Annotated in this window: 23 protein-coding genes and 4 tRNA genes; 8 read left to right on the top strand and 19 right to left on the bottom strand. The window is 74.8% G+C overall.

Annotated features, from left to right (window positions below; genetic code table 11):
- Positions 1–3: 3 nt before the first annotated feature.
- From TEK04_RS00980 to TEK04_RS00950, 7 genes are all read right to left on the bottom strand, one after another.
- Entirely contained in the window at positions 4–636 is a 633-nt protein-coding gene (locus TEK04_RS00980) for a ferric reductase-like transmembrane domain-containing protein (RefSeq protein WP_336402419.1), read from the bottom strand.
- Positions 624–1,580, bottom strand: coding sequence for an FAD:protein FMN transferase (locus TEK04_RS00975; protein WP_336402417.1), 957 nt, complete (start codon positions 1,578–1,580; stop codon positions 624–626). The genes TEK04_RS00980 and TEK04_RS00975 overlap by 13 nt, the downstream gene beginning before the upstream one ends.
- Complete coding sequence (locus tag TEK04_RS00970) at positions 1,577–1,858, bottom strand: hypothetical protein (protein WP_336402416.1); 282 nt, start codon at positions 1,856–1,858, stop codon at positions 1,577–1,579. The genes TEK04_RS00975 and TEK04_RS00970 overlap by 4 nt, the downstream gene beginning before the upstream one ends.
- A 95-nt stretch (positions 1,859–1,953) precedes the next feature.
- Positions 1,954–2,027: transfer RNA gene (locus tag TEK04_RS00965), tRNA-Phe, on the bottom strand.
- A 42-nt stretch (positions 2,028–2,069) separates the two neighbouring features.
- Positions 2,070–2,143, bottom strand: a tRNA-Asp gene (locus tag TEK04_RS00960).
- A gap of 41 nt (positions 2,144–2,184) precedes the next feature.
- A tRNA-Glu gene (locus TEK04_RS00955) sits at positions 2,185–2,257 on the bottom strand.
- A gap of 83 nt (positions 2,258–2,340) precedes the next feature.
- On the bottom strand, positions 2,341–2,925 hold the full coding sequence (locus TEK04_RS00950) for a hemerythrin domain-containing protein (protein WP_336402415.1): 585 nt from the start codon (positions 2,923–2,925) through the stop codon (positions 2,341–2,343).
- Positions 2,926–3,068: 143 nt separating this feature from the next.
- Here TEK04_RS00950 and TEK04_RS00945 point away from each other — a divergent pair, with 143 nt between their 5' ends.
- Positions 3,069–3,725 (top strand): AMIN-like domain-containing (lipo)protein, encoded by a 657-nt coding sequence (locus tag TEK04_RS00945; RefSeq protein ID WP_336402414.1) that lies wholly within the window; start codon positions 3,069–3,071, stop codon positions 3,723–3,725.
- A 5-nt stretch (positions 3,726–3,730) separates the two neighbouring features.
- Here TEK04_RS00945 and TEK04_RS00940 read toward each other — a convergent pair whose 3' ends face one another.
- From TEK04_RS00940 to TEK04_RS00920, 5 genes are all read right to left on the bottom strand, one after another.
- Positions 3,731–4,057 (bottom strand): hypothetical protein, encoded by a 327-nt coding sequence (locus TEK04_RS00940; protein ID WP_336402413.1) that lies wholly within the window; start codon positions 4,055–4,057, stop codon positions 3,731–3,733.
- Between the two features lie 18 nt (positions 4,058–4,075).
- Positions 4,076–5,692 (bottom strand): metallophosphoesterase, encoded by a 1,617-nt coding sequence (locus tag TEK04_RS00935; protein ID WP_336402412.1) that lies wholly within the window; start codon positions 5,690–5,692, stop codon positions 4,076–4,078.
- Between the two features lie 66 nt (positions 5,693–5,758).
- On the bottom strand, positions 5,759–6,358 hold the full coding sequence (gene wrbA, locus TEK04_RS00930) for an NAD(P)H:quinone oxidoreductase (RefSeq protein WP_336402411.1): 600 nt from the start codon (positions 6,356–6,358) through the stop codon (positions 5,759–5,761).
- Between the two features lie 65 nt (positions 6,359–6,423).
- Positions 6,424–6,933: a GtrA family protein gene (locus tag TEK04_RS00925; protein ID WP_336402410.1), complete on the bottom strand. Its 510-nt coding sequence runs from the start codon at positions 6,931–6,933 to the stop codon at positions 6,424–6,426.
- A 276-nt stretch (positions 6,934–7,209) separates the two neighbouring features.
- Complete coding sequence (locus TEK04_RS00920) at positions 7,210–8,328, bottom strand: glycosyltransferase (protein WP_336402409.1); 1,119 nt, start codon at positions 8,326–8,328, stop codon at positions 7,210–7,212.
- A 323-nt stretch (positions 8,329–8,651) separates the two neighbouring features.
- Between TEK04_RS00920 and TEK04_RS00915 the strand changes: the two genes are divergently transcribed.
- The 5 genes from TEK04_RS00915 (at position 8,652) to TEK04_RS00895 (ending at position 11,901) form a co-directional block, all read left to right on the top strand.
- Positions 8,652–8,724: transfer RNA gene (locus tag TEK04_RS00915), tRNA-Lys, on the top strand.
- A 64-nt stretch (positions 8,725–8,788) separates the two neighbouring features.
- Entirely contained in the window at positions 8,789–9,562 is a 774-nt protein-coding gene (locus tag TEK04_RS00910; RefSeq protein ID WP_336402408.1) for a GGDEF domain-containing protein, read from the top strand.
- Between the two features lie 457 nt (positions 9,563–10,019).
- Complete coding sequence (locus TEK04_RS00905; RefSeq protein WP_336402407.1) at positions 10,020–10,499, top strand: DUF2975 domain-containing protein; 480 nt, start codon at positions 10,020–10,022, stop codon at positions 10,497–10,499.
- A complete protein-coding gene (locus TEK04_RS00900) occupies positions 10,499–10,735 on the top strand; it encodes a helix-turn-helix domain-containing protein (RefSeq protein ID WP_336402405.1) in 237 nt (78 codons plus the stop codon). Before TEK04_RS00905 ends, TEK04_RS00900 begins: the two co-directional genes overlap by 1 nt.
- Positions 10,732–11,901, top strand: coding sequence for an NAD(P)/FAD-dependent oxidoreductase (locus TEK04_RS00895; protein WP_336402404.1), 1,170 nt, complete (start codon positions 10,732–10,734; stop codon positions 11,899–11,901). The genes TEK04_RS00900 and TEK04_RS00895 overlap by 4 nt, the downstream gene beginning before the upstream one ends.
- On the opposite strand, the gene TEK04_RS00890 is transcribed toward TEK04_RS00895, so the two are convergent.
- A complete protein-coding gene (locus TEK04_RS00890; RefSeq protein WP_336402403.1) occupies positions 11,834–12,046 on the bottom strand; it encodes a hypothetical protein in 213 nt (70 codons plus the stop codon). The two genes, TEK04_RS00895 and TEK04_RS00890, sit on opposite strands and share 68 nt — an antisense overlap.
- A gap of 25 nt (positions 12,047–12,071) precedes the next feature.
- Positions 12,072–12,767 (bottom strand): IclR family transcriptional regulator, encoded by a 696-nt coding sequence (locus tag TEK04_RS00885; RefSeq protein WP_336402402.1) that lies wholly within the window; start codon positions 12,765–12,767, stop codon positions 12,072–12,074.
- A 168-nt stretch (positions 12,768–12,935) separates the two neighbouring features.
- Between TEK04_RS00885 and TEK04_RS00880 the strand changes: the two genes are divergently transcribed.
- Entirely contained in the window at positions 12,936–13,685 is a 750-nt protein-coding gene (locus tag TEK04_RS00880; protein WP_336402400.1) for an enoyl-CoA hydratase/isomerase family protein, read from the top strand.
- 272 nt (positions 13,686–13,957) lie between these two features.
- Here TEK04_RS00880 and TEK04_RS00875 read toward each other — a convergent pair whose 3' ends face one another.
- Positions 13,958–15,418, bottom strand: coding sequence for an MFS transporter (locus TEK04_RS00875; protein WP_336402399.1), 1,461 nt, complete (start codon positions 15,416–15,418; stop codon positions 13,958–13,960).
- A gap of 200 nt (positions 15,419–15,618) precedes the next feature.
- Between TEK04_RS00875 and TEK04_RS00870 the strand changes: the two genes are divergently transcribed.
- Positions 15,619–15,783, top strand: a complete 165-nt coding sequence (locus tag TEK04_RS00870; RefSeq protein ID WP_336402398.1) for a hypothetical protein — start codon at positions 15,619–15,621, stop codon at positions 15,781–15,783.
- A 28-nt stretch (positions 15,784–15,811) separates the two neighbouring features.
- Here TEK04_RS00870 and TEK04_RS00865 read toward each other — a convergent pair whose 3' ends face one another.
- From TEK04_RS00865 to TEK04_RS00850, 4 genes are all read right to left on the bottom strand, one after another.
- Complete coding sequence (locus tag TEK04_RS00865; protein ID WP_336402397.1) at positions 15,812–17,602, bottom strand: acyl-CoA dehydrogenase; 1,791 nt, start codon at positions 17,600–17,602, stop codon at positions 15,812–15,814.
- Between the two features lie 75 nt (positions 17,603–17,677).
- The gene (locus TEK04_RS00860; protein ID WP_336402396.1) at positions 17,678–18,589 is read right to left on the bottom strand and encodes an alpha/beta fold hydrolase; all 912 of its coding nucleotides are present in this window, start codon (positions 18,587–18,589) and stop codon (positions 17,678–17,680) included.
- A 90-nt stretch (positions 18,590–18,679) separates the two neighbouring features.
- Positions 18,680–20,599 (bottom strand): MDR family MFS transporter, encoded by a 1,920-nt coding sequence (locus tag TEK04_RS00855; protein WP_336402395.1) that lies wholly within the window; start codon positions 20,597–20,599, stop codon positions 18,680–18,682.
- Positions 20,596–21,132 carry a MarR family winged helix-turn-helix transcriptional regulator gene (locus tag TEK04_RS00850; RefSeq protein ID WP_336402394.1) on the bottom strand — a complete coding sequence of 179 codons (537 nt, stop codon included), beginning with the start codon at positions 21,130–21,132 and terminating at the stop codon, positions 20,596–20,598. The genes TEK04_RS00855 and TEK04_RS00850 overlap by 4 nt, the downstream gene beginning before the upstream one ends.
- Positions 21,133–21,216 lie beyond the last annotated feature (84 nt).

Below are 21,216 nucleotides of genomic sequence, written 5' to 3'. Positions count from 1 at the left end.
GGATCACCTGTTCCGGACGGCGGCCGCGGGGCGGCCGGAGGCGAGGGCGGCGCGGGCCTGCGCCAGGGCGTCGGGGGCCCGCTCGAGCGGGGGACGGGCGCGGCGTCGTCCGGCCAGGGCGACCCCGGAGGCGATCGCGACGGCGACCGCGCAGGCGACCACCCCGCCCAGCAGCCAGCCCGACCCCAGGTCGGTGCCGGCACCCAGGCCGTGCGCGAGGGCCAGCGGCCACAACGCGTACGAGGTCAGGTGCACGGCGCGCCAGGCCCGCAGCGGCAGCCGGCCGCGCAGCAGGCTGGTCAGCACCACCACCGCGGCCAGGTCGACCGCCAGGGTGCCCCACCCGACCCAGAAGGGCTCGTAGCCGGCGACGAAGGGCAGCACGGCGTCCAGCCAGCTGATGCGCACGTAGCCGTCGACGACGGCGCTGACCACGTGCACGACCAGCAGCACCGCCGACACCAACCCCGCGCCACGGTGCAGGCCGACGGTGCCCCACCGGGGCAGCCCGGGCAGTGCGACCTGCCGGTGCACCAGGACCCCGAGCACGATCGTCAGCGTCATCAGCGCGAGCACGACCAGTCCGGTGGCCCGGTTCAGGTACCAGAGGAACCCGCCGTCGGTCAGCACGTCCACGCCGGCCACCCCCCGGTGGTGACGACGTCGCCGTCCTCGCCGACCAGCCGGGCCGGCAGACCCAGCCCGGCCAGCCACGGCAGCGCGGCCCGCCCGCGCACGACGGCCGCCGTGCTGGCGGTGCCGGCGTCCGTGCAGCTGGCGGCGGCGACGCTCACCGTCCGCCAGGCCGGGGTGGCCGGCAGCCCGGTGCGCGGGTCCAGGACGTGGTGCACCTCGACCCCGCCGCGCCGCCAGCGCCGCGCCCGGGTGCCCGAGGTCGCCAACCCGCCGTCGGTGAGGACGACGACCTGCGCGTCCGGCCCGGCCGGTGCGTCGGGGTCACCGGTGACGTCCTCGACCCGCACCCGCCAGCCGCCCGCGGGCGCCGGGCCGGCGACCGCCACGTCGCCGCCGATCGAGACCAGCGCTCCGACGCCGGTGCGGGCGGCGATGTCGGCGGCGGCCCGGTCGGCGGTCCAGGACTTGGCGGTGGCGCCCAGGTCGAGCCGGGTGCCCCAGGGGATGCGGACGCGGTCGCCGTCCAGCTCGACCGTGCCCCAGCCGGCCACCGGGGAGAGCACCGGGGGCACCTGACCGGGGTCGACCAGGTCGAGGTCGCGGTCGTACCCGAGGGCGGTCATCGCACCGCCCACCGTGGGGTCGACGTCGCCGTCGGAGAGCCGGGCCGCGCGCAGCGCCACGGCCAGCGCCTCGGCCAGCAACGGCCCGACCGGCGTCCACCGGCCGGCCCCCGCGTCGACGGCGGCCAGCTCGGAGTCGGCCCGGAACCGGCTGCACGCCCGGTCGACGGCGGCCAACCGGGCGGTGAGCAGCGCCCGGGCGGCCGGCAGCGCGGCGGGGTCGGTGACGGCCAGGCGCACCCGGCAGGTCCACGCCGTCCAGTCGGCCACGGCGACCGGGCGCTCGAGCTGCGCGGCGCGGTCGCGCTGCACGGTGCTCACGAGCCACCGCTGGAGGCGTGCGACCGGCCGCCCTGCCCGGCGGAGACGCCACCGGGGCCGGCCAGCCGGTCCTGCTGGTCGGCGCCGGGGGTCGCCGGGGTCTCCAGGCCCGCGGTGCCCGCGTCGGCGGTGTCGGCGGTGCTGCTGGCGGTCGCCGGGTGCGCCTCGGCCACCACGACCGTGAGCGCGCCGGTGGCGGCCAGGGCACCGCCGGCGACGGCGGCGGTGGCCCACCGCACGCGGCGGGTGGCCCGGCGACGGGGCAGATCGAGTTCCACGCGTCCTCCTCGGTGTCGAGGAGGACGGTGCGCACCGTGACCGTGCAGGACCGGTGCTGCGGCTGTGCCGGGCCTGTGAGCCGGGCGGGGAGGGGTGGCCAGGGGCGGGGTCGAACCGCCGACCTCTCGCTTTTCAGGCGAGCGCTCGTACCGACTGAGCTACCTGGCCCGCTGCCGGCGTCCACGGGGTGGATCCGTGGACATCGGTCGGCGACCCTGACGGGACTCGAACCCGCGACCTCCGCCGTGACAGGGCGGCGCGCTAACCAACTGCGCTACAGGGCCTTGCTGTGGTGCGTACTGCGTGGCTGTGATGCTGTACTGCGTGCCCCCAACGGGGTTCGAACCCGTGCTACCGCCTTGAAAGGGCGGCGTCCTGGACCACTAGACGATGAGGGCTCGTGCTCGCTGGAGGCAGGGAGAACCATACATGCCCACCGGGCCCCTCGTGACAGGGGGGCCCGGCGGGTCGTGGGTGGGCCTCAGGCCTGGGTGACGGAGGTGGCGTCGACCGGGTGCCCGACCGGGCCGGCCACCGGGGAGGAGCGGTGCTGCTCGATGTAGGTCTCGGGGTCCTTGTCGTAGGTGATCCCCTCGCCCGAGTCGTGGGCGTAGCGCCAGTCCAGCCAGCGCAGGGCCAGCTCCGCGCGCAGCTCCACCGAGGCGTTGCGCCGGAAGTCCGGCAGCGCGTCGTGCTCCTCCTCGGCCAGGTGGTCGTCGTTCTCCTCGCGCGCCTTGCGCACCGCGCTCCACCAGGCCTCGCTGCCCGGCTCCTCCTTGCCGGCCGCGGCGACCGCGTCGCGGATCTCGTTGTGGTCGCCCAGCGCGTCGTCGGTCTCGTCGACGACGTCGCCCTCGGTGGAGTCGTCGTCCCCGGAGTCGCCGTACTTCAGCAGGTAGGGGTAGAACACCTCCTCCTCGCACGCGGCGTGCACGTCGAGCAGCCGGGCCAGGCCCTTCCAGATCATGCCGAGAGCGCGGGGGTCGTCCCAGCAGTCGTCGAGCAGGGCGAACTGGCGGCGCATGGTGTGGTGGTCCTCGAGGACCAGGTCGGTGACGTCGAGCACGGGGAACCTCTCGTGGTGGGGCTGGGCGCAGCCCGTGGTGCCCCGCGCGGCACCGACGAAACGGCAGGCCAGCCTCACCTTCCCGGGGGATCCCCCGCGTGCCGCTCTCCCGCACGGCTCGCCGGACCTGCCACTGTGGGTCCATGCGCCGCACCGCCCTGACCCGAGGCCTGGTCGCCGTCCCGCTCTCGACGCTGGTCCTGCTGGCCGGCTGCGGCGGGGGCGAGGCCCAGGAAGCCGGCAGCAGCACCGGCTCGACGTCGTCCGCGGCGGCCACGGGCAGCGCCGCGGGGGCGACCACGCCGACGAGCGCCTCGACCACCGTCGCGGCCGGGGACGACGGCGGTGCGGCGGTGCCGGCGTTCCCCGCCGAGCCCGCGCCCGTGTCCGCTGACCCGGTGGCCGGGGAGGGGCCGACCGTCGTCACCGACGTGCGCCTGGGTGCCCAGGACGGCTTCGGCCGCGTCGTGTTCGACGTCTCGGGCGACGCCGTGCCGGGCTGGGACGTCGCCTACACCGACGCGCCCTCCCAGCAGGGGTCGGGCACCGCCCTCGAGGTGCCCGGGACGACGTTCCTCCGGGTCACCCTGACCAGGGTGACCAACCCCTACGCGGCGCCCGGGGTGACCGAGGCCGCGCCGGGGGTCTACGGCCCCCAGACCGGCCCGGTGAGCGGGGTCTACTTCGACTCCACCTTCGAGGGTCAGGCCTTGGCCTACGTGGGCCTGACCCAGGACCGCCCGTTCCGGGTGTACAGCTTGAGCAACCCGACGCGCATCGTCGTCGACGTGCAGTCGTGAGCTGATCAGCCGAGCGAGGCGGTGAGCTCCACCCGGTCGTCCTCGACGGAGGTGCAGGTCAGCGAGAGCGGACCGGCGGTGACGCTCTCGCCGGTCGCGCAGGAGACCTCCGCCCCGCCCACCGAGAGGGTGGCCCGCCCGTCCTGGGTGCCGGCGAAGGCCAGCGAGGTGCCCAGGATCGAGGCCTCCGACCCCTCCCCGGTCAGGGTGGCGGTGCACTGGTTGCCCGAGCACGACACGTTGTGCGAGGTGAACGAGCAACCGGTCAGGGCCACCAGGGCGGACAGGGTCAGCACGGGGGTGGCGAGGCGGGCGGCGCGCGAGGTCGTCATGGCCCGGGAGCGTAGGGGTCAGGGGGTCGGGACGGCGGGACCCTCGACCGGCTGATCGGTGGGCGTGGCCTGGTCCCCGCCGCCGTCCGGGCCCCCGCCGTCCGGGCCGTTGCCCGGGCCGCCGTCGTCCTGGCCGCCGTCCTCGTCGTCGCCGGTGGGCAGCGCCTGCACGTAGGTCCGCTCGATCGTGACCTCCGACTGCCCGAGTCCGCCAAGGGTGATCTCGTCGTAGGCGGTCAGCGCGCCGGTGGCCGGGTCGAGGTAGAGCACCGTGCAGGTCAGCGGTGTGGGCTCCTCGCCCTGCAGGCCGCGCAGGCCGGCGCCGCCGGTGGAGCCCTCCACCATGAGGCGCGTCCCGTCGTCGAGCACCGAGACGTCGCGCTCGTGGGTGTGGCCGGCCAGCACCAGCGGGACCACGCCGTCGAGCGGGGGCGCCTGCTTCGGGTCGTGCACCATCGCGATCGACGGCGGGGTGTCCAGGTCGGCGATGGCGTCGGCGAGCTCCTCGCCGGTCTCCTCCAGCGTCTGGGTGCCGCCCTCGGCGTCCTTGTCGGGGGTGAAGCGCGGGTCGGGGGCGCCCACCACCTCGATGCCGGCCACCGTCGTCCCGGTGTCGTCCAGGACGACCGTGTTCGGCTGGGCGTCGACGGCGGCCGCGGTGACCGCGGAGTCGTGGTTGCCGCGGATGAAGACGTAGGGGACGCCGAGGGCGCCGATCCACCCGAAGGTCTGGTTCTCGGCTGGGCTGCCCCAGTCGACGATGTCCCCGGTGTCGAGCACGCCGTCGATGCCGAACTGCGCGACCACCTGCGAGACCAGACCTGCCCCGGCGGGGTTGAGGTGGATGTCGGACACGTGCAGCAGGGCGACGCTGTCGGCGGTCATCGCCGGGTCGGGCAGGGTGGAGACCGCCGAGTACAGGGTGCTGACGTTGGTGACGAGGTCCTCGAGCGAGGCCCGGTAGGCGTCGTAGCGGGCGACGATGTCCTGCGCCGAGCCGATGAGGCTGTTGGCGTTGACCAGCAGGCCCGTGTAGGTCGGCTGGCTGAGCGCCTGCGGGCGCCACGTGGCTGCCCCGAGGCCGGCGGTGCCGGCCAGCAGCACCACGGAGAGCCCGACGGCGATGACGGGCTCGCGGGTGCGGCGCAGGGCGATGAAGGAGAACAGGGCGGCGCCGCCGAGCGCGGCGGCGCCGGTGGTCCAGGCCAGCTGCTCAACCGCGGCGCGCAGGTCGGCGCTGACCCGGTCGACGACGCCGTCGAGCTGGGTCGGGTCGGTGGCCAGCGCCTGCGCGCGCAGCTGGTCGACCCGGCGCAGCTGGACGTCCAGGCGCAGCGGGCCGTCGTAGGCGTCGACGGCGAGGGAGCCCAGGGGTGGGATCTCCAGTTCGGCGCCGCCAGAGATGGCCGGGGTGAAGGCGACGGTGGCGTCGAAGGGCCCGATGGGGGCCTCGACCCGGCCGAGCAGGAGCACGCCCAGGGTGGCGCCGACCAGGGCCACGACGATGCGTTGCAGCCACCGGACGGTGAGGCGCACCCCCCGCCGTTGGGTGGTCGGGTCGGCAACGGGTGCGTCGACGGCCTCGCCCGTGGCGTGGTCGGGACGCCCTTCGGGGGAGCTCGGCGCCGTGGTCACCGGACCAGGCTAGTGATCGGGTCCCCCCGGGCCGCGCCCAGCTGGCGAGCGCGGCCCGGGGTGTGATCAGGACGTGATCTTGGCCGAGATCTCGGCGAGCCGGCGCCCCTGGTACCGGGCGGCGGCCAGGACCTGCGGGGAGGCCGCGGAGGCGTCCCCGCCCGAGGGGACGGATGCGCCGTAGGGGTTGCCGCCGGCCTCGAACAGCAGCGGGTCGGTGTAGCCCGGCGGGACGATGACGGCGCCGAAGTGGGAGAAGACGTTGAACAGCGTGAGGATCGTCGACTCGTTGCCGCCGTGGGTGTTCTGCGCGCTGGTGAAGGCGGTGGCGCCCCGGTTGGCGAGCTTGCCGGTGGCCCAGAGGCCGCCGAGGGTGTCGATGTAGGCCTTCAGCTGGGCCGACGGCGTGCCGAAGCGGGTGGGCGTGCCGAGGGCGTAGCCGTCGGCCCACTCTAGGTCCTCGGGGGAGGCGGTGGGCACGTCGGTGACGGAGTCCAGGTGGGCCCGCCAGGCCGGGTTGCTGTCGATCGCGGCGTCGGGGGCGGTCTCGACGACGCGACGCAGCCGCACCTCGGCGCCGGCCTCCTCCGCACCCTGGGCGACGGCCTGCGCGAGCTGGTGGGTGTTGCCGGTGGACGAGTAGTAGACGACGGCGATCTTCGTCATCGGGGGGACCTCCGGGGTCTCGATGGTCGTTGAACGGGCAACGACCTACCCCACCACCGGGCCGGCTACTCCCCGCGGGCCGGTGACCGGTGGAACACCCAGGCGCGCAGGGCCATGAAGCGGGCCAGACCCACGGCGCCGGTGACCGCACCGATCAGCAGCACCTGCACCGCCCAGCCGGGGTCGTCGGCCAGGTGGTCGAGGGCGGCCAGCGCCAGCGAGGTGGCCACCAGGCCGAGGGCCGCCAGGCCGCCGCCCTCCCACTGGGCGGTGAACCAGCCGACCCGACCGCCGGCGTGGAAGGTGAGCCGGCGGTGCAGCTCGTTGGCCAGCAGCGTCGACGCGATCGCGCCCACCAGGTTGGCCGGCTGCTCCCCGGCGCCCTCGACCGCCACGAACAGGACGGCGTAGAGCGCGCTGGAGACGGCCCCGACCATGGCGTAGCGGGCCAGCTGCGCGCGTCCGGTCTCGCGATCCAGCACGGCCCGCACGACCCGGTGGCCGTGCCCGGAGCCGATCCCGTGGCGCAGCACGTCGACCGCGTGCGGCCGGCGGAGCATGCTCGGGCAGGTCACCGGTTCTCCAGGGGTCGCGAGGGGGGTGCGAGGTGGTTGCACTGTGGAACTTCCTACGGCACCAACCGGTGCCCGCGCTGTGCATTCCCGGTGTGCGACCCAGCAACCGTGATGGTTGTCACCTGCAACGGCCCGGTCGCCCAGGGTGCCGGTTCTCAGGTCCGTGGCTGGACGGCGCCCGACCCCGGACGGTCCCGGGGGAGGGGACCGGCCGGGGCCGGGTTCCGACACCCGGCCGCGACGTGGGGGGACGTGCAGCCGGGGGGCTGGTGGGGGTCAGGTGCGAGCTGCGGGGCGGACCCGGGCACCGACGGCGCACCCGACCCGCAGCCAGAGGTCGACCTCGGCGGGCACGAGGAGTGCCCCGGCCACCACGTCGGTGACGGTGCGGTGCGGGCCGACCAGGGCCCGCGCGGCACCGACCAGGGCGGCGAAGCCGGCCGCGACGGCCCAGGGCCACAACGGCCAGGAGCCGGCGACGGCGGCCACGACCAGCCCGAGGAGGGCGAGCCGGGTGGCGACGGGGGCCAGCAGGCCGCGCAGGTCCCCGCCGTGGTCCCCGCCGCGGTACCGGGCGCGCCGGCAGACGAGCAGGCCGGCGGTGGTGAGCACCGGGCCGGTGTGCACCCGGGCGGTCGTGGAGGTGGCCGCGACGTGCCCGGTCCGCGTGAGGTCGCGCATCAGCTGCTGGTCGGGGTCGGGGGCCGTCGCGTACCAGGGGGCGGCGGTGCCGCGGGCGGCCGCGACGTCGCGCAGGGCCCGGGCGCCGACGAGGGTGACGGAGCCGCCCCGGGCGGGGTCGCGGCGGGCACCCAGCAGTGCGTCCACGGCCCAGGCGGTCGCCTCGGCGGGGTCGCGGCGCAGCAGCAGGCGGGCGGGGCGGGTGGTGCCCAGTCGCTGGTCCACCCCGAAGCGCACGAGCACGCCACCGTGCCGGCCACCGGCGTCCAGTTCGCGCTCGAGCTGCTCGAGGCAGTCGGGGGCGAGCACGGTGTCGGCGTCGACGACGGCGACCAGGTCGGCGGAGGCCTGGAAGCGCCGCCAGCCCTGGGCGAGGGCGCCGGTGCGGCCGTCGGCGTTCTCGACGGTGCGCAGCACGGTCACCCCGGGGAAGCGGCGGGCGACCTGCTCGGTGCCGTCGGTGCAGGCATCGGCGAGCACGACGACGCGGTCGGGCACCCGGGTCTGGGCGCGCAGCGAGGTCAGCGTGCGGGCCAGGGTCGCCTCGGCGTCGCGCGCCGGCACCAGCACCAGCAGGCGGGGTGCGCCGTACCGGGCCCGCTGCGGACAGCGGGCGAACGGGGCCCGCAGCCGGCGCCGTCCCTCGCGCCGGGGGAGCACGCTGCCGCGGACGAGCGGTCGGGTCGTAACGACCTGCTGCTCCTTGCCGGGCATGGGCGGGCTCGCTTCCTGGGCACACGGTGGGACCCCGAGGACGCTAGGTGACCCTGCGTGCGCGAGCGATCCCTCGTTCGGTGCGCACCGGCCACTGATCGGGTGAGCGATGGGGCACACGACCCCGGAGCGTCACTGCTGGCCTGCGTGAGCGCACAGGTCCCGGGGCCGCGGTCGCCCAGGTCGTGCTCGGCCGAGGGCGCCGTCCGGTTGCGGGCTTCGCGCCCTCTCCCGGCTCACCGACAGGGCGAGAACCCGCAGTCGGCCGCACCCTTGGGCAGTGGGCCGGGCCCGTAGGCTGCGACGGGTGGCCTACGGGCCGCGGGCCTCTAGCTCAACTGGCAGAGCAGCGGACTTTTAATCCGCGGGTTGTGGGTTCGATCCCCACGGGGCCCACGTCGGCGCCCCGTCACCCGGAGGGGGTATGCGTCCGGCGACGCCACCGGTCGATGATCACCCTGTGACCACCGTCGGACGCGTCGCCACCCGGGTGGACGACGCGCGCCCGTCGTCGGCGTTGCGCTCGGTGGTGCGGTTCGTCGCCGCCGGCACCGTCGCCTCGCTGGTCATCACCCACCTCCTCTACTGGGCGTTCGGGCTCACCTTCGACGCGCTGCCGGTGAAGCTGGTCGCGCACGGGGCGCCCGTGCTGATGCCACTGCTCATCGCGCCGATCACCGCGATCCCGTGGGTGCGGCTGCAGAACCGGCTGACCGAGGCCAACGCCAGGCTGGCGGAGGAGGTCGCGCGGCGCACTCGCCTGCAGGACGACCTGGAGCGGCAGGCCCGCACCGACCCGCTGACCGAGGTGCTCAACCGGCGCGGGTTCTTCGAGGTCGCCGAGCGCACCAGCACCGACGGCGCCGTCCTGGTCCTGCTCGACCTCGACCACTTCAAGTCGGTCAACGACACCTCCGGCCACGCCGCCGGCGACCTGGTCCTCCAGGCCGTCGCAGCCGTGGCCCAGGAGAGCGCGGAGGCCACCGGTGGGGTCGTCGGCCGGCTGGGTGGCGACGAGTTCGTCGTCCTGCTGCCCCCGGGCGCCGAGGCGCTCGCGCACCGCCTGCGCGAGCGGCTGGCCCGCCTCGACGTGCTGCTGCCCGACGAGGACAGCGTCACGGCGTCGGCCTCGGTCGGCGTCACCATCATGACCGCCGACCGGACCGTCGACGAGGCCCTCGCCGAGGTCGACGCCGCGATGTTCGACCGCAAGCGCGCCGTCCGCGCGCCCTGACCGCCGGCCGCCGCATCGGTTCGGGATGCCGGGACCGGCGTCGTCCGGTTTGATCACCAGCTCGATCGACGAACCGACCCCGGGAGGGACCGACATGGCCAAGACCACCGTCAAGGACGACCGCAAGCTCGTGAAGAACCTGGAGCGCAAGCTCTCCAAGGCCAAGAAGAAGCTGAAGAAGTCGACCAAGGCCTCCAAGGGCGCGAAGAAGTAGTCGTCGCGCGACCCCGGGCCCGCAGGTCGGGCCCGGGGCCGGCGGCGCTGCAGGCACTCAGGGGACCAACGGCACCGGGAACCCCGACGCCTACCGGGGATCGCCGGGCAGCAGCGGGTGGGGGTGATCACCCCGGGTCCAGTGCTGCGTCGTGGCTGGCGAGGCAGCAGCTGACCCGAGGTGATCATGGATGGTCCGCGGCGTGCTATTGACATTCGATAGGTATCCATCGATTCTCGATGCATGCCACGTCGCGTGGGGGTCGTCCCCCTCCTCCGGATCTTCCTGGTCGCCCTCTTCGGCGTCGTGCTGGTCCTGCAGTTCTTCTCCTTCCCGGGCCAGTTCGCGTACATGGCGCGGGTGGACGCCGACCTGGCCTGGCTGCGCTGGCCGCTGACCGCGGTGGCCTTCGGCACCCTGCTCGGCTTCGAGGTCGTGCTGGTCGCCACCTGGAAGTTGCTCGGCATGGTCGAGCGCGACCGGATCTTCACCACCAGGGCGCTCCGCTGGGTCGACCTCGTCGTGCGGGCGACCGCCGGCGGGGGCGCGGTGTTCGCCGTCGGGTTCGTGCTGGTCGGGGTCAACGCCACCGACCCCGGCCTGCCGCTGCTGCTGTTCGTCGTCGGGCTCGGCATCGTCGTCGTCGAGCTGGTCGTGCTGGTGCTGCGCTCGCTGCTGCGCCAGGCCACCGAGCTCCGCGCCGACCTCGAGCAGGTCATCTGATGCCGATCGTCGTCCGCATCGACGTGCTGCTCGCCGAGCGCCGCATGGCCGTCGGCGAGTTCGCCGAGAAGGTCGGCCTGACCCCGGCCAACGTCGCCGTCCTGAAGAACGGCCGGGCCAAGGCCGTGCGGTTCAGCACGCTGGAGGCCATCTGCCAGGTGCTGGAGTGCCAGCCCGGCGACCTGCTGCAGTGGGTCCCCGAAGACGCCACCGACGACGCCGAGGTGCTCCGGTGACCGACGTCCTGGTGGTCGGCGCGGGGCTGGCCGGGCTGCACCTGGCCACCGACCTGGCCCGCCGCGGCCACGAGGTCGAGCTGGTCGAGCGCCGCCGCCGGCTCGACGTCGCCGTGCGCACCACCGGGATCTTCGTGGCCAAGACCCTGCGGGACTTCCCGCTGCCGCCGCAGCACCTCGGCCCTGCCATCCACCGCGTCGTGCTGTACCCGCCCTCCGGACGTCGTCCGGTCACCCTCGACAGCCCGCGCGAGGAGTACCGCGTGGGCGACATGGGTGGGCTGTACCTGTCCGCGGCCGCCGACGCGGTCGAGGCCGGCGCGCGCATCGCGCTGGGCACCCGCTTCCTCGGCCGGGACGGCGACGGCTGGCGGCTGGCCGGGCCCGACGGGGAACGCCGGGTGCGGGCCCGCTTCCTGGTCGGTGCCGACGGCGCCCGGTCGCGGGTGGCCACCGAGCTGGGGCTGGACCGCAACCGCCTGCTGCTCACCGGCGCCGAGGCCGTGTTCGCCGTCCCCGCGCACGACCGGCCGCCGGCCTTCCACTGCGTGCTCGACCCCGTGCTGGCCCCGGGCTACCTGGCCTGGGTGGTCGACGACGGCCGGCACGTGCACGTGGGCACCGCCGGCCTGCCCGACCGGTACCCCGATGGCCTCCGCGCCGCCCTGCGCCGGTTCGCCGAGCGGGCGCCGGGCCTGCCGGGGCCGGTGCCCGAGGACGCCGAGCTGCGCGGCGGTCCCATCCCGGTCGGCGGCCTGCTGCGCCGCATCAGCAGCGCCGAGGGGTTGCTGGTCGGCGACGCGTCGGGGGCGGTCTCCCCGCTGACCGCCGGTGGGCTCGACCCGTGCCTGCGGCAGGCCGCGCAGGCCGCCGACGTGCTGCACGAGGCGCTGCGCTCGGGCCGGCCGGAGGTGCTGGCCCGCTACGACGGGGCGGAGCTGCGCACCAGGTTCCGCGGCCGGCTGGCCCTGCGGCGGGGGCTGGCCGCCGTCCGGTCGCCGCGGCTGGTCGAGGCCGCCTTCCCGCTGCTGGGCACCCCGCCGGGCCGGGCCGCGGCCCGGGCCGTGCTGTTCGGGGACCGGTCCTTCCCCGACCCGGTCAGCGGCGCTGCCGCAGCCGGGGCGCGAGGACGACGGCCAGCAGCGCCAGCGCGACGACCAGGATGACGATGTCCCCCCACGGCCAGATCGAGCCGGTGTCGCCGCGGGCCAGGCCGTACACCGCGTAGGCGCCCACCAGCACGGGCACCGCCGTCCACCAGACCGGCGTCTTCACGGGTTCCGGCGTCTCGTCGGGGGCGGGTTCGGTCATGGCTGCACGGTAACCAGGCGACCGGTCACCCGAGCACGGCCGACACCCGGTCGGCGGCGGTCACCAGCACCGCCCCGACCGCGGCGTCGTCCACCGCCTGGTCCACGAAGATCACCGCCAGCGCGCCCGCGGCCGACCCGTCGGGACGTCGCACCGGCGCGGCCACCGCGCGCATCCCGGGGATGACCTCGCCGAGAGAGGACACCCACCCCCGCGCTCGCGCAGCGGTGAGCACCTCGCGGTCGGCCGGGTCGGGCGGCTCGGGCATGAGCAGGGCCAGCCCGGTGGCGCCGAGGTGGACGGGGTGCCGGTTCCCGGGCCGGAAGGCGACGTGCGCGGGGGAGTCCCGCGGCTCGACGGCGTTCACCGTGACCGCCTCGTCGCCGTCGCGGACGACGAGGAAGGCGGTCATGCCCAGCTGCTGCACCAGCACGGCCAGCTCCGGGGTGGCGGCGGCCTGCAGCGTGCGGCGCACCGACCGGGACAGCCCAACCACCGCCAGCCCGACGCCGTAGCTGCCGGCCTCGTCGCGCTCCACCAGCCGGTGCGCCTCGAGGGTGCGGAGGAGGCGGTAGGCGATTGACCGGTGCACGCCGACGGCCGCCGCCACGGTGGCGATCGACTGCGGCTCCCGGGCCGCCGCGAGGTGCTCGAGCACCCGGATGCCACGGTCGAGGGTCTGCGACGCCGGGACGCCGGCCGCGTCGCTGTCCTGGCTCACCCGTCTCCCTCCCCGCACGCCCTGTGCGGGCATGGAACCACGTCGCACCGTCAAGACGTGATGTACGCCACGTCCGGTGGTGCGGGTCGCCGTCCCGCCGAGCGCCGAGGACCCCGCCGGATCCGGCCGGCACGCCGGTGACGGCCGGCCCGTGGTCTGATCTCCGGCATGGCTGACGACGAAGTCCTGCTCGAGGTGGACGGCGGCGTCGCCGTCGTCACCCTGAACGCCCCCGACCGGCGCAACGCCCTCACCCCGGCGATGGCCGCGGAGTTCATCGCGGTGCTCGACGAGGTCGACGCCCGCCCCGACGTCGGCGCGCTCGTGCTCACCGCCGTGGGCAGGAGCTTCTGCGCGGGCGGGGACGTGCAGACCCTGCTGGACGCCGGCCAGGACCCGGCCGCCGGCCCCGCCTGGGACGGCATGGGCGCCATCTACGACTCGTTCTACCGCCTGGGTCAGCTGAGGGTGCCCACCGTCGCCGCCGTCCGCGGCTCGGCCGTGGGTGCGGGGATGAACATGCTGCTGGCCGCCGACCTGCGGGTCGTCGCCGAGGACGCCCGGCTGATCTGCGGCTTCCTCAAGCGCGGGCTGCACCCCGGCGGCGGGCACTTCGTGATCCTGTCCCGGCTCGTCGGCCGGGAGGCCGCGGCGGCGATGGCGCTGTTCGGCGAGGAGGTCAGCGGTGCCCGGGCCGCCGAGCTGGGCCTGGCGTGGGCAGCGCTGCCCGCCGACGACGTCGAACCCCGCGCCCGCGAACTGGCTGCCCGGGTGGCCGCCGACCCCGAGCTGGCCCGGGTGGCGGTGGCCAACTTCCGCAAGGAGACCGGCCCCCCGCACGTGTCGTGGGAGATCGCGACCCAGTTCGAGCGGCCGGCGCAGATGTGGTCGATGCGCCGGTCCGCCGACCGGGACTGAGCAGCGGCCCCGCGTACCAGCGGGCCGGCGCACCAGCGGGCCGGCGCGCCAGCGGGCCGGCGCACCAGCAGGCGGGCGCACCGAGGGGGGCGCACCAGCGGGCGGGCGCACCGAGGGGAAGGTGCGCTCCTGTGCGGGTCCCGTTGCCGGGTCACCCGCCTGCAGGCGCACCGGGGTGGAGCTGCGCCTCCTGACGCCTTCTGCCCCTGGGTGACCCGTGTGGGCGCGCACCCAGGTGGAACCTGGCGCCGCGCTGCCCGTCCGCGAGCTGATCAGCGGATGCCGCTGACCGGGGACCACTCCCCGGCGCACGCGGTCGCCCGCTCGACGTCGGCCAGCTCGTCGGTGCGCTGCCGGGCCCCGCGGCGTCCCCAGAGGGCAGCGGCCGCCGTGACCAGCGCGCTGCCCCCGCCCAGGACGGCGACGACGGTGAACGACCCGCTGCTGGGGAGCCCGGTGGCGTCGGCCGACCCGGCGACGACGGTGATGATGAGCGCGCTGGCCAGGGCGCTGCCCACCGAGCGGGTGATCGAGTTGACCCCGTTGGCGACCCCGGTCTCGGCGGGCTCCACGGCCTGCACGACGAGGGCCGGCAGCGCGGCGAAGGCCACCGTGACCGCCAGCTGGGTGAGCAGCCCGACCAGCACCACGACCCAGGGCACCGACCGGGCCAGGGCGAACAGGCCGAACCCGAGCAGCCCGGACGCGGCGCCGATCAGCAGGGTGGTCTCCCCGCCGATGCGGGCCACGACCTGACCGGCGAACGGGGCCAGGACGATGCCCGCGACGCCGCCGGGGAGCAGGTAGACGACGGCCGCCTCCAGGGTCGACGCACCGAACCCGTAGCCGGCGGCCGCCGGCACCTGCACGAACTGGGTGACGGCCAGGAACGAGGCGAACAACCCGAACCCGGTCATCAGCCCGGCCACGTTGGGCACCAGCATGCGGCGGTCGGCCAGCAGCTGGGGCCGCACGAGCGGGTGGGTGCGCCGACGCTGCAGCAGCACCCAGCCGGCCAGCACGACCACCGCACCGACGAGGCAGCCGATCGTGGCCGGGGATGCCCAGCCCCACGTGTGGCCCTGCGAGAGCGGCAGCAGGAGCAGCACGAGCCCGGCGCCGAGCACGACGGCTCCCCACCAGTCGACCCCGCCGGCGGCGTTGGCCGGCCGGTCGGGCAGCGTCCAGGCGGCCAGCGCCAGGGCGACGAGGGCGATGCCCAGCCCCAGCCAGAAGGGGCGGTGGTAGTTGCCGCCGTCGCGGGTGAGCAGCCCGGTGACCACCAACCCGATCACCCCGCCCACCGCCAGCGTGCTCGAGACGACCGACATGGCCACGGTCAGCCGCTCGGCGGGCAGCTCGCGGCGCAGGATGGAGATCGACAGCGGGAACAGCCCGTAGGAGGCGCCCTGCAGCACGCGGGCCACGAGCAGCAACGGCAGCGACGTGGTCAGCACCGCCAGCACGGTGCCGGCGCTGATGACGACCAGGACCCCGAGCACCACGCGGCGCTCACCCACGGTGTCCCCCAGGCGCCCGATCACCGGCGTCAGCACGGCGGCCGCCAGCAGGTTGGCGGTCAGCACCCAGCCGGCCGCGCCGGCGCCGACCTCCAGCTGCTCGGCGATCACCGGCAGCATGGGCACGACCAGCGACTGCAACAGCGACAGCGTGGTCACCGACAGCGCCAGGGTGAGCACCAGCAGCCCGGCCGCAGGGGTGCGGGTGCGCACGGGGCCTCCTCGGTTCGTCGGTAGCCTGACCCCCGAATGAGACCACGCCGTCCGGAAGTGTGAGCACCGTTACGCGATGTTCACCCGGCTTCTGTGCGGGAGTGGGGTTGAGCTGCCGACATTGGGGGCAGCTTCCGTCACGGACGACGGGCCGCCGGCACCCCGGTGGCTGCCCGAGAGGATGGGGAGACCGACTTCCGATGGTGTTGTGGCCGCTCGTGACCCTGGTGGGTTTCCTGGTGCTGACCGGGCTCGTGATCGCGATGGGGACCCAGTCCACCTCGCGCTACGAGGCCGAGAAGCGCAGCGCCGCCGCCCCCCGTGCCCGGCACGCGGCACCCGAGGCCGCCCCCGCCACGCTCTGACCCACCCGGCGGCACCCCGCGCCGTCGATCACAGCCAGGCCGGGTCGGCGTCCAGCGTCGTCCGGTCCAGCGAGGCCAGCAGGTCCAGCTGCGGACCCACCCGCGGCAGCTCGTAGCGCTGGAAGTACCGGGCCGCGGCCCGCTTCCCGGCGTAGAAGTCGCCGTCGGCTCCGCCGACGGCCAGCACCTGCTCCAGCCACAACCACGCGACGACGACGTGGCCCACCGCCTCCAGGTAGACCGTCGCGTTGGCCAGGGTCACGTCCGGGTCGCCGGCCCCCCAGAGCGCGGCCGTGACCTCACCCACCCGGGCCACCACGGCGTCGAGCTCGGCGGCGAAGGACGCCCACTCGGTGCCCGCTGCCCGGGCCGTCGTCGCCCCGATCGTGCGCGCCAGCAGCCGCAGGCCGGCACCGCCGTCGGCCACCACCTTGCGGCCCAGCAGGTCCAGACCCTGGATGCCCACGGTGCCCTCGTGGATTGGGTTGAGCCGGTTGTCCCGGTAGAACTGCTCGACCGGGAAGTCGCGTGTGTAGCCGTAGCCGCCGTGCACCTGGATCGCCAGGTCGTTGGCTGCCAGACCCCACTGCGAGGGCCAGCTCTTCGCGACCGGGGTGAGCACCTCGAGCAGCGTGTGCGCGGCGGCCCGCTCCTCGGGCGTCTCCGCGGTCTGCTCCTCGTCGACCAGTTTCGCGCAGTACAGACCGAGGGCCAGCCCGCCCTCGACGTAGCTCTTGGCAGCCAGCAGCATCCGCTTCACGTCGCTGTGCTCGACGATCGGCACGGGCGGTGCACTCGGGTCCTTGCCGGCCGGCGGGCGCCCCTGCGTGCGGGTCCTGGCGTAGTCGAGGGCGTGCAGGTAGCCGGTGTAGCCCAGGGCGGTGGCGCCCAGCCCCACGCCGACCCGGGCCTCGTTCATCATGTGGAACATCGCGGCCAGCCCGCGGTTCTCCTCGCCGACCAGCCAACCGACGGCGCCCGGGCGCCCGCCCGGGGTGTGCACGCCCTCGCCGAAGTTGAGCAGGGTGTTGGTCGTCCCGCGGTAGCCCATCTTGTGGTTGAGCCCGGCCAGCACCACGTCGTTCCGCTCGCCGACGCCGTCGCCCTCGGGGAGGAACTTGGGGACGACGAACAGCGAGATGCCCTTCACGCCCGCCGGACCGCCGGGGACCTTGGCCAGCACCAGGTGGACGATGTTCTCGCTCAGCTCGTGGTCGCCACCGGAGATCCACATCTTGGTGCCGGTGAGCCGGAACGAGCCGTCCGCGCACCGCTCGGCCCGGGTGGTGATGTCGGCCAGCGACGACCCGGCCTGCGGCTCGCTCAGTGCCATGGTGCCGAACCAGCGGCCCTCGGCCATGGGCCGCACGTAGGTGTCGACCTGCTCCTGGCTGCCGTGCGCCAGCAGCAGGTGGGCGTTGGCCATGGTGAGGAACGGGTAGGCCGAGCTGCCGACGTTGGCGGCCTGGAACCAGATGGTGGCGGCCTTGCTGACCACCTGCGGCAGCTGCAGGCCGCCCAGCTCCTCGGGCAGCGTGCCGGCCGCCAGACCGGCCTCGCCGAACACCTTGAGGGCAGCGGCGACCTCGGGCACCAGCACGACCTTGCCGTCGACGACGTGCGGCTCGTGCTCGTCAGCGGTGCGGTTGTGCGGCGCGAAGTGCTCGACGGCGATCTCGGCGGCCAGGTCCACCACCGCGTCGAAGGTGTCGCGGTCGTGCGCGGCGAACCGGTCGCGCTTGGTCAACTGCTCGACCTGCAACCACTCGTGCAGCAGGAAGTCGAGGTCGCGACGGGACAGGACCAGGGACGCGCGCATGGGGACCTCTCGACGACGGTGTCTGGCCCCGAGGCTAGGCCGACCCTCCGACATCCCTGCGGTCCGGGGCCGTGGTCAGACGAGGAAGCCTCGGAGGGCGGCCACCGTCTCGCCCGGGGCCTCGTCGACCAGGAAGTGGCCGGCGTCCACCGCCTGGCCGGTGACCAGCGCGTCGTCGTCCGCACGCTCCCGCCAGACCGCCAGGACGTCGTCCGGGCCGGTGCCCACGACGCCGTGCGCACCCCACAGCACCAGCAGCGGGCAGCCGACCCGGCGGCCCGCGGCGGCGTCGGCCGCGTCGTGCTCGAGGTCGATCGAGGCGGCGGCGCGGTAGTCCTCGAGCATCGCGTGCCGGGCGGCCGGGTCGGCGAAGCAGCGCTCGTACTCGGCCAGCTGGGCGGGGGAGTGCGCATCGAGCGGGCCGCCCCAGCCGCCGAGCAGCGTGTGCACGTAGCCGATCGGGTCGCCGGCGATCAGGTCCTCGGGCACCGGCGCGGGCTGCAGGTAGAAGAACCAGTGGTAGTAGGCGGTGGCCAGCCGGCGGTCGACGTGCGCGTAGACGTGCGCGGTCGGCAAGACGTCGAGGACGGCGGCGCGGGTGACCCGCTCGGCGTGGTCGAGGGCCAGCCGGTGGGTGACCCGGGCGCCGCGGTCGTGGCCGACGACGGCGTAGCTCTCGTGCCCGAGGTGGGTCATCAGGGCGGCGACGTCGGCGGCCATCGCGCGGAAGGAGTGCGGGGCGTGGTCCGGCGCGTCTGCGGGCTTGCCGGAGTCGCCGTAGCCGCGCAGGTCGGGGACCACCAGGGTGTGCTCGCGAGCCAGGTCGGGGGCGATCCCGGCCCACAGCGCGTGCGTCTGCGGGTACCCGTGCAGCAGGACCAGGGGCGGACCCTCGCCGCCGACGACCGCGTGCACCCGCGTGCCGCCCTGCGGGTGCGCCACGTCGAGGTCGAGCACGTCGAAGCCGGGGAACAGCGCCTCACCCATGCGTGCACCCTGCCCGAACGCGACCGCCCCCGCAGCGGGCGTCGCTGCAGGGGCGGTGCGGTGGTGCGCGGTGCGGTGGTGCGGTGGCCGTCAGTCCTTCGGGCGCCCGGCCGGGAGGTGGTCGGCGGGGATGCTGGCCAGCCCGGTGGGGGTGTCGTCGTCCCCCTCGTGCTTGCCGTGGTCGGCACCGACGTCCTCGTGCTTGCCGAGCGGCTGGTCCGCGACGCGGGCGTGGCGGCCGGTGTCGCTCGTGCTGGTCGCCGCGCTGGAGGTCGGTGCCGCGGCCCCGACCGCGTTCGCGGCCACCGCTGCCGGCTGCTCGGCGGGGGCGTCCGCGGTGGGCGCACCCTGCGCGGCACCGGACTGCCGGGCCTGGACGCCGGACTGGTTGCGCAGGGCGACCTGCGGCAGCCAGAACAGCACGACGAACCCGACGACCAGGGCGGCCGCGGCGAGCAGGAACACGAAGTCGATCGACGTGGCGAACCCGTCCTTGAACGGCAGTGCGAGGGCGGGGTCGATCCGCTGGATGAACGAGGTGTCCGACAGGTCGGTGCCGGCGCCCTGCAGCTGCTGGAGCTGCTCGGGGTTGGCCTGCGCGGCCTGCTGGAACGCAGCGGAGGACTGCGCGTCGGCGTAGGCGTTGCCGATGTTGGTGGGCAGGGAGCTGAACAGCACCGACAGGAAGATCGCGGTGCCCAGCGTGCCGCCCATCTGGCGGAAGAAGGTCACCGAGGAGGTGGCCACGCCGATCTCGCGGGGGCTGACGGCGTTCTGCACCGCCAGGATGATGGGCTGGAAGTTGAAGCCCAGCCCGACGCCCATGGCGACCATGAACGGCACCATGATCCAGTAGTTCGTGTCGGCGCCGACGACGAAGGACAGCGAGATCAGCGCACCGATCATCAGCACGAGGCCGATGAGCGGGAACTTCTTGTACTTGCCGCTCTTGCCGATCGCGATGCCCGAGCTCATCGCGCCGGTCATGATCCCCAGCACCAGCGGGATCATCTGCAGGCCGGCCTCGGTGGCCGAGGAGCCGTGCACGATCTGCAGGTACTGCGGGAGCAGCAGCAGGCCGCCGAACATGCCCATGCCGACCACGACCGAGCTGATCGCGCTGACCGAGAAGGTGCGGTTGCCGAACATGCGCAGCGGCAACAGCGCGTCGTCGCGGTAGGCCCGCTCGGCCAGCACGAACGCGACGAAGCCCACCGCGCCGATGACGTAGCAGACGATCGCGCTGGTGGATGCCCAGCCCCAGGTGCGGCCCTGCTCGGCGACGATCAGCAGCGGCACCAGGAAGGCGATCAGCGTGAGGGCGCCGGGGTAGTCGATGCGCCGGCTCTGCCGCTGGTGGGGCAGGTGCAGGTTCTTGAAGACGACGGCCAGGGCCAGGATGCCCAGCGGCACGTTGACCCAGAAGATCCAGCGCCAGCCCGCCAGGCCCAGGATCGAGTCCTGGCCGGCGAGGGCGCCGCCGATGACCGGGCCGAGCACCGACGAGGTGCCGAAGACGGCCATGAAGTAGCCCTGGTACTTGGAGCGCTCCCGCGGCGGCACGATGTCGGCGATGATCGCCAGCGCCAGCGACATCAGGCCACCGGCGCCGATGCCCTGCACGGCACGCCAGGCGGCCAGCTCGTACATCGAGGTGGAGATGCCGCACAGCGCCGAGCCGACCACGAAGACCGCGATGGCGAAGAGGAAGAACGGACGGCGCCCGTAGATGTCGGACAGCTTCCCGTACAGCGGGGTGGCGATCGTCGAGGTGATGAGGAACGCCGTGGTGGCCCACGCCTGCAGGTCGTAGCCCTGCAGGTCGTCGGCGATGGTGCGGATGGCGGTGGAGACCACGGTCTGGTCGAGGGCGGCCAGGAACATGCCCAGCAGCAGGCCGACCAGGATGGTGATGATCTGGCGGTGGGTGAAGGTGCCGTCCTCGGACGGTGCCGCGGCGGTGGCGCGCTTGGTGGCGGCCGCGGTGTCGCGGTCGGTGGTCTGCGTCATCGGTCCTTCTCGGGGGTGGGGCGGGACGGGGCGGCGGTGAGGGTGGGGAGCGCGTCGGTGAGGTCGCCGACGAAGCGCTCGAGGAGGTCGCCGAAGGCGGTGAGGTCGGCGTCGGACCAGTCGGCGGTGACGGTCTCGAACAGGGCCTCGCGCTCGCGGACCATGGCGGCGACGACCTCCTCGCCGGCGGGGGTGACCACGAGCTGGCTGGCGCGGCCGTCGTGGGCGTCGGCCACGCGCTGCACCAGGCCGGCGTCGACGAGCACAGTGACGTGCCGGCTGACGGTGGACGGGTCGGCGTGCACCATCTCGGCCAGGGCGCTCTGCCGCTGCGGGCCGAGCCGGACCAGCGGGAAGAGGAGGACGTGCGCTGCCCGCTCGCGCGAGTCGCCCCCGGCCGTCACGGCGGCCTTGAGGGCGTGCACCACGCGCATGAGGCGGGAGAGCTGGTCGGAGACGGCGTGGACGTCGCCCCGCCGGCCCGACGGTGCCGAGGGGGGCGCCGCGCACGGCGCGAGGAGGGAGTCGGTCATGCGTGCTCCGGGGGAGGGGTGGTCCGGTCCCGCGGTGGCGGAACGGTTGAACCGTACAACTCGTTGCGAGGTACATGCAATCAG

This window comes from Klenkia sesuvii (assembly GCF_037083825.1).
Taxonomy (GTDB): domain Bacteria; phylum Actinomycetota; class Actinomycetes; order Mycobacteriales; family Geodermatophilaceae; genus Klenkia; species Klenkia sesuvii.
The sequence above is the reverse complement of the archived record's forward strand: the minus strand, read 5'-3'. Positions and strand labels throughout refer to the sequence as shown.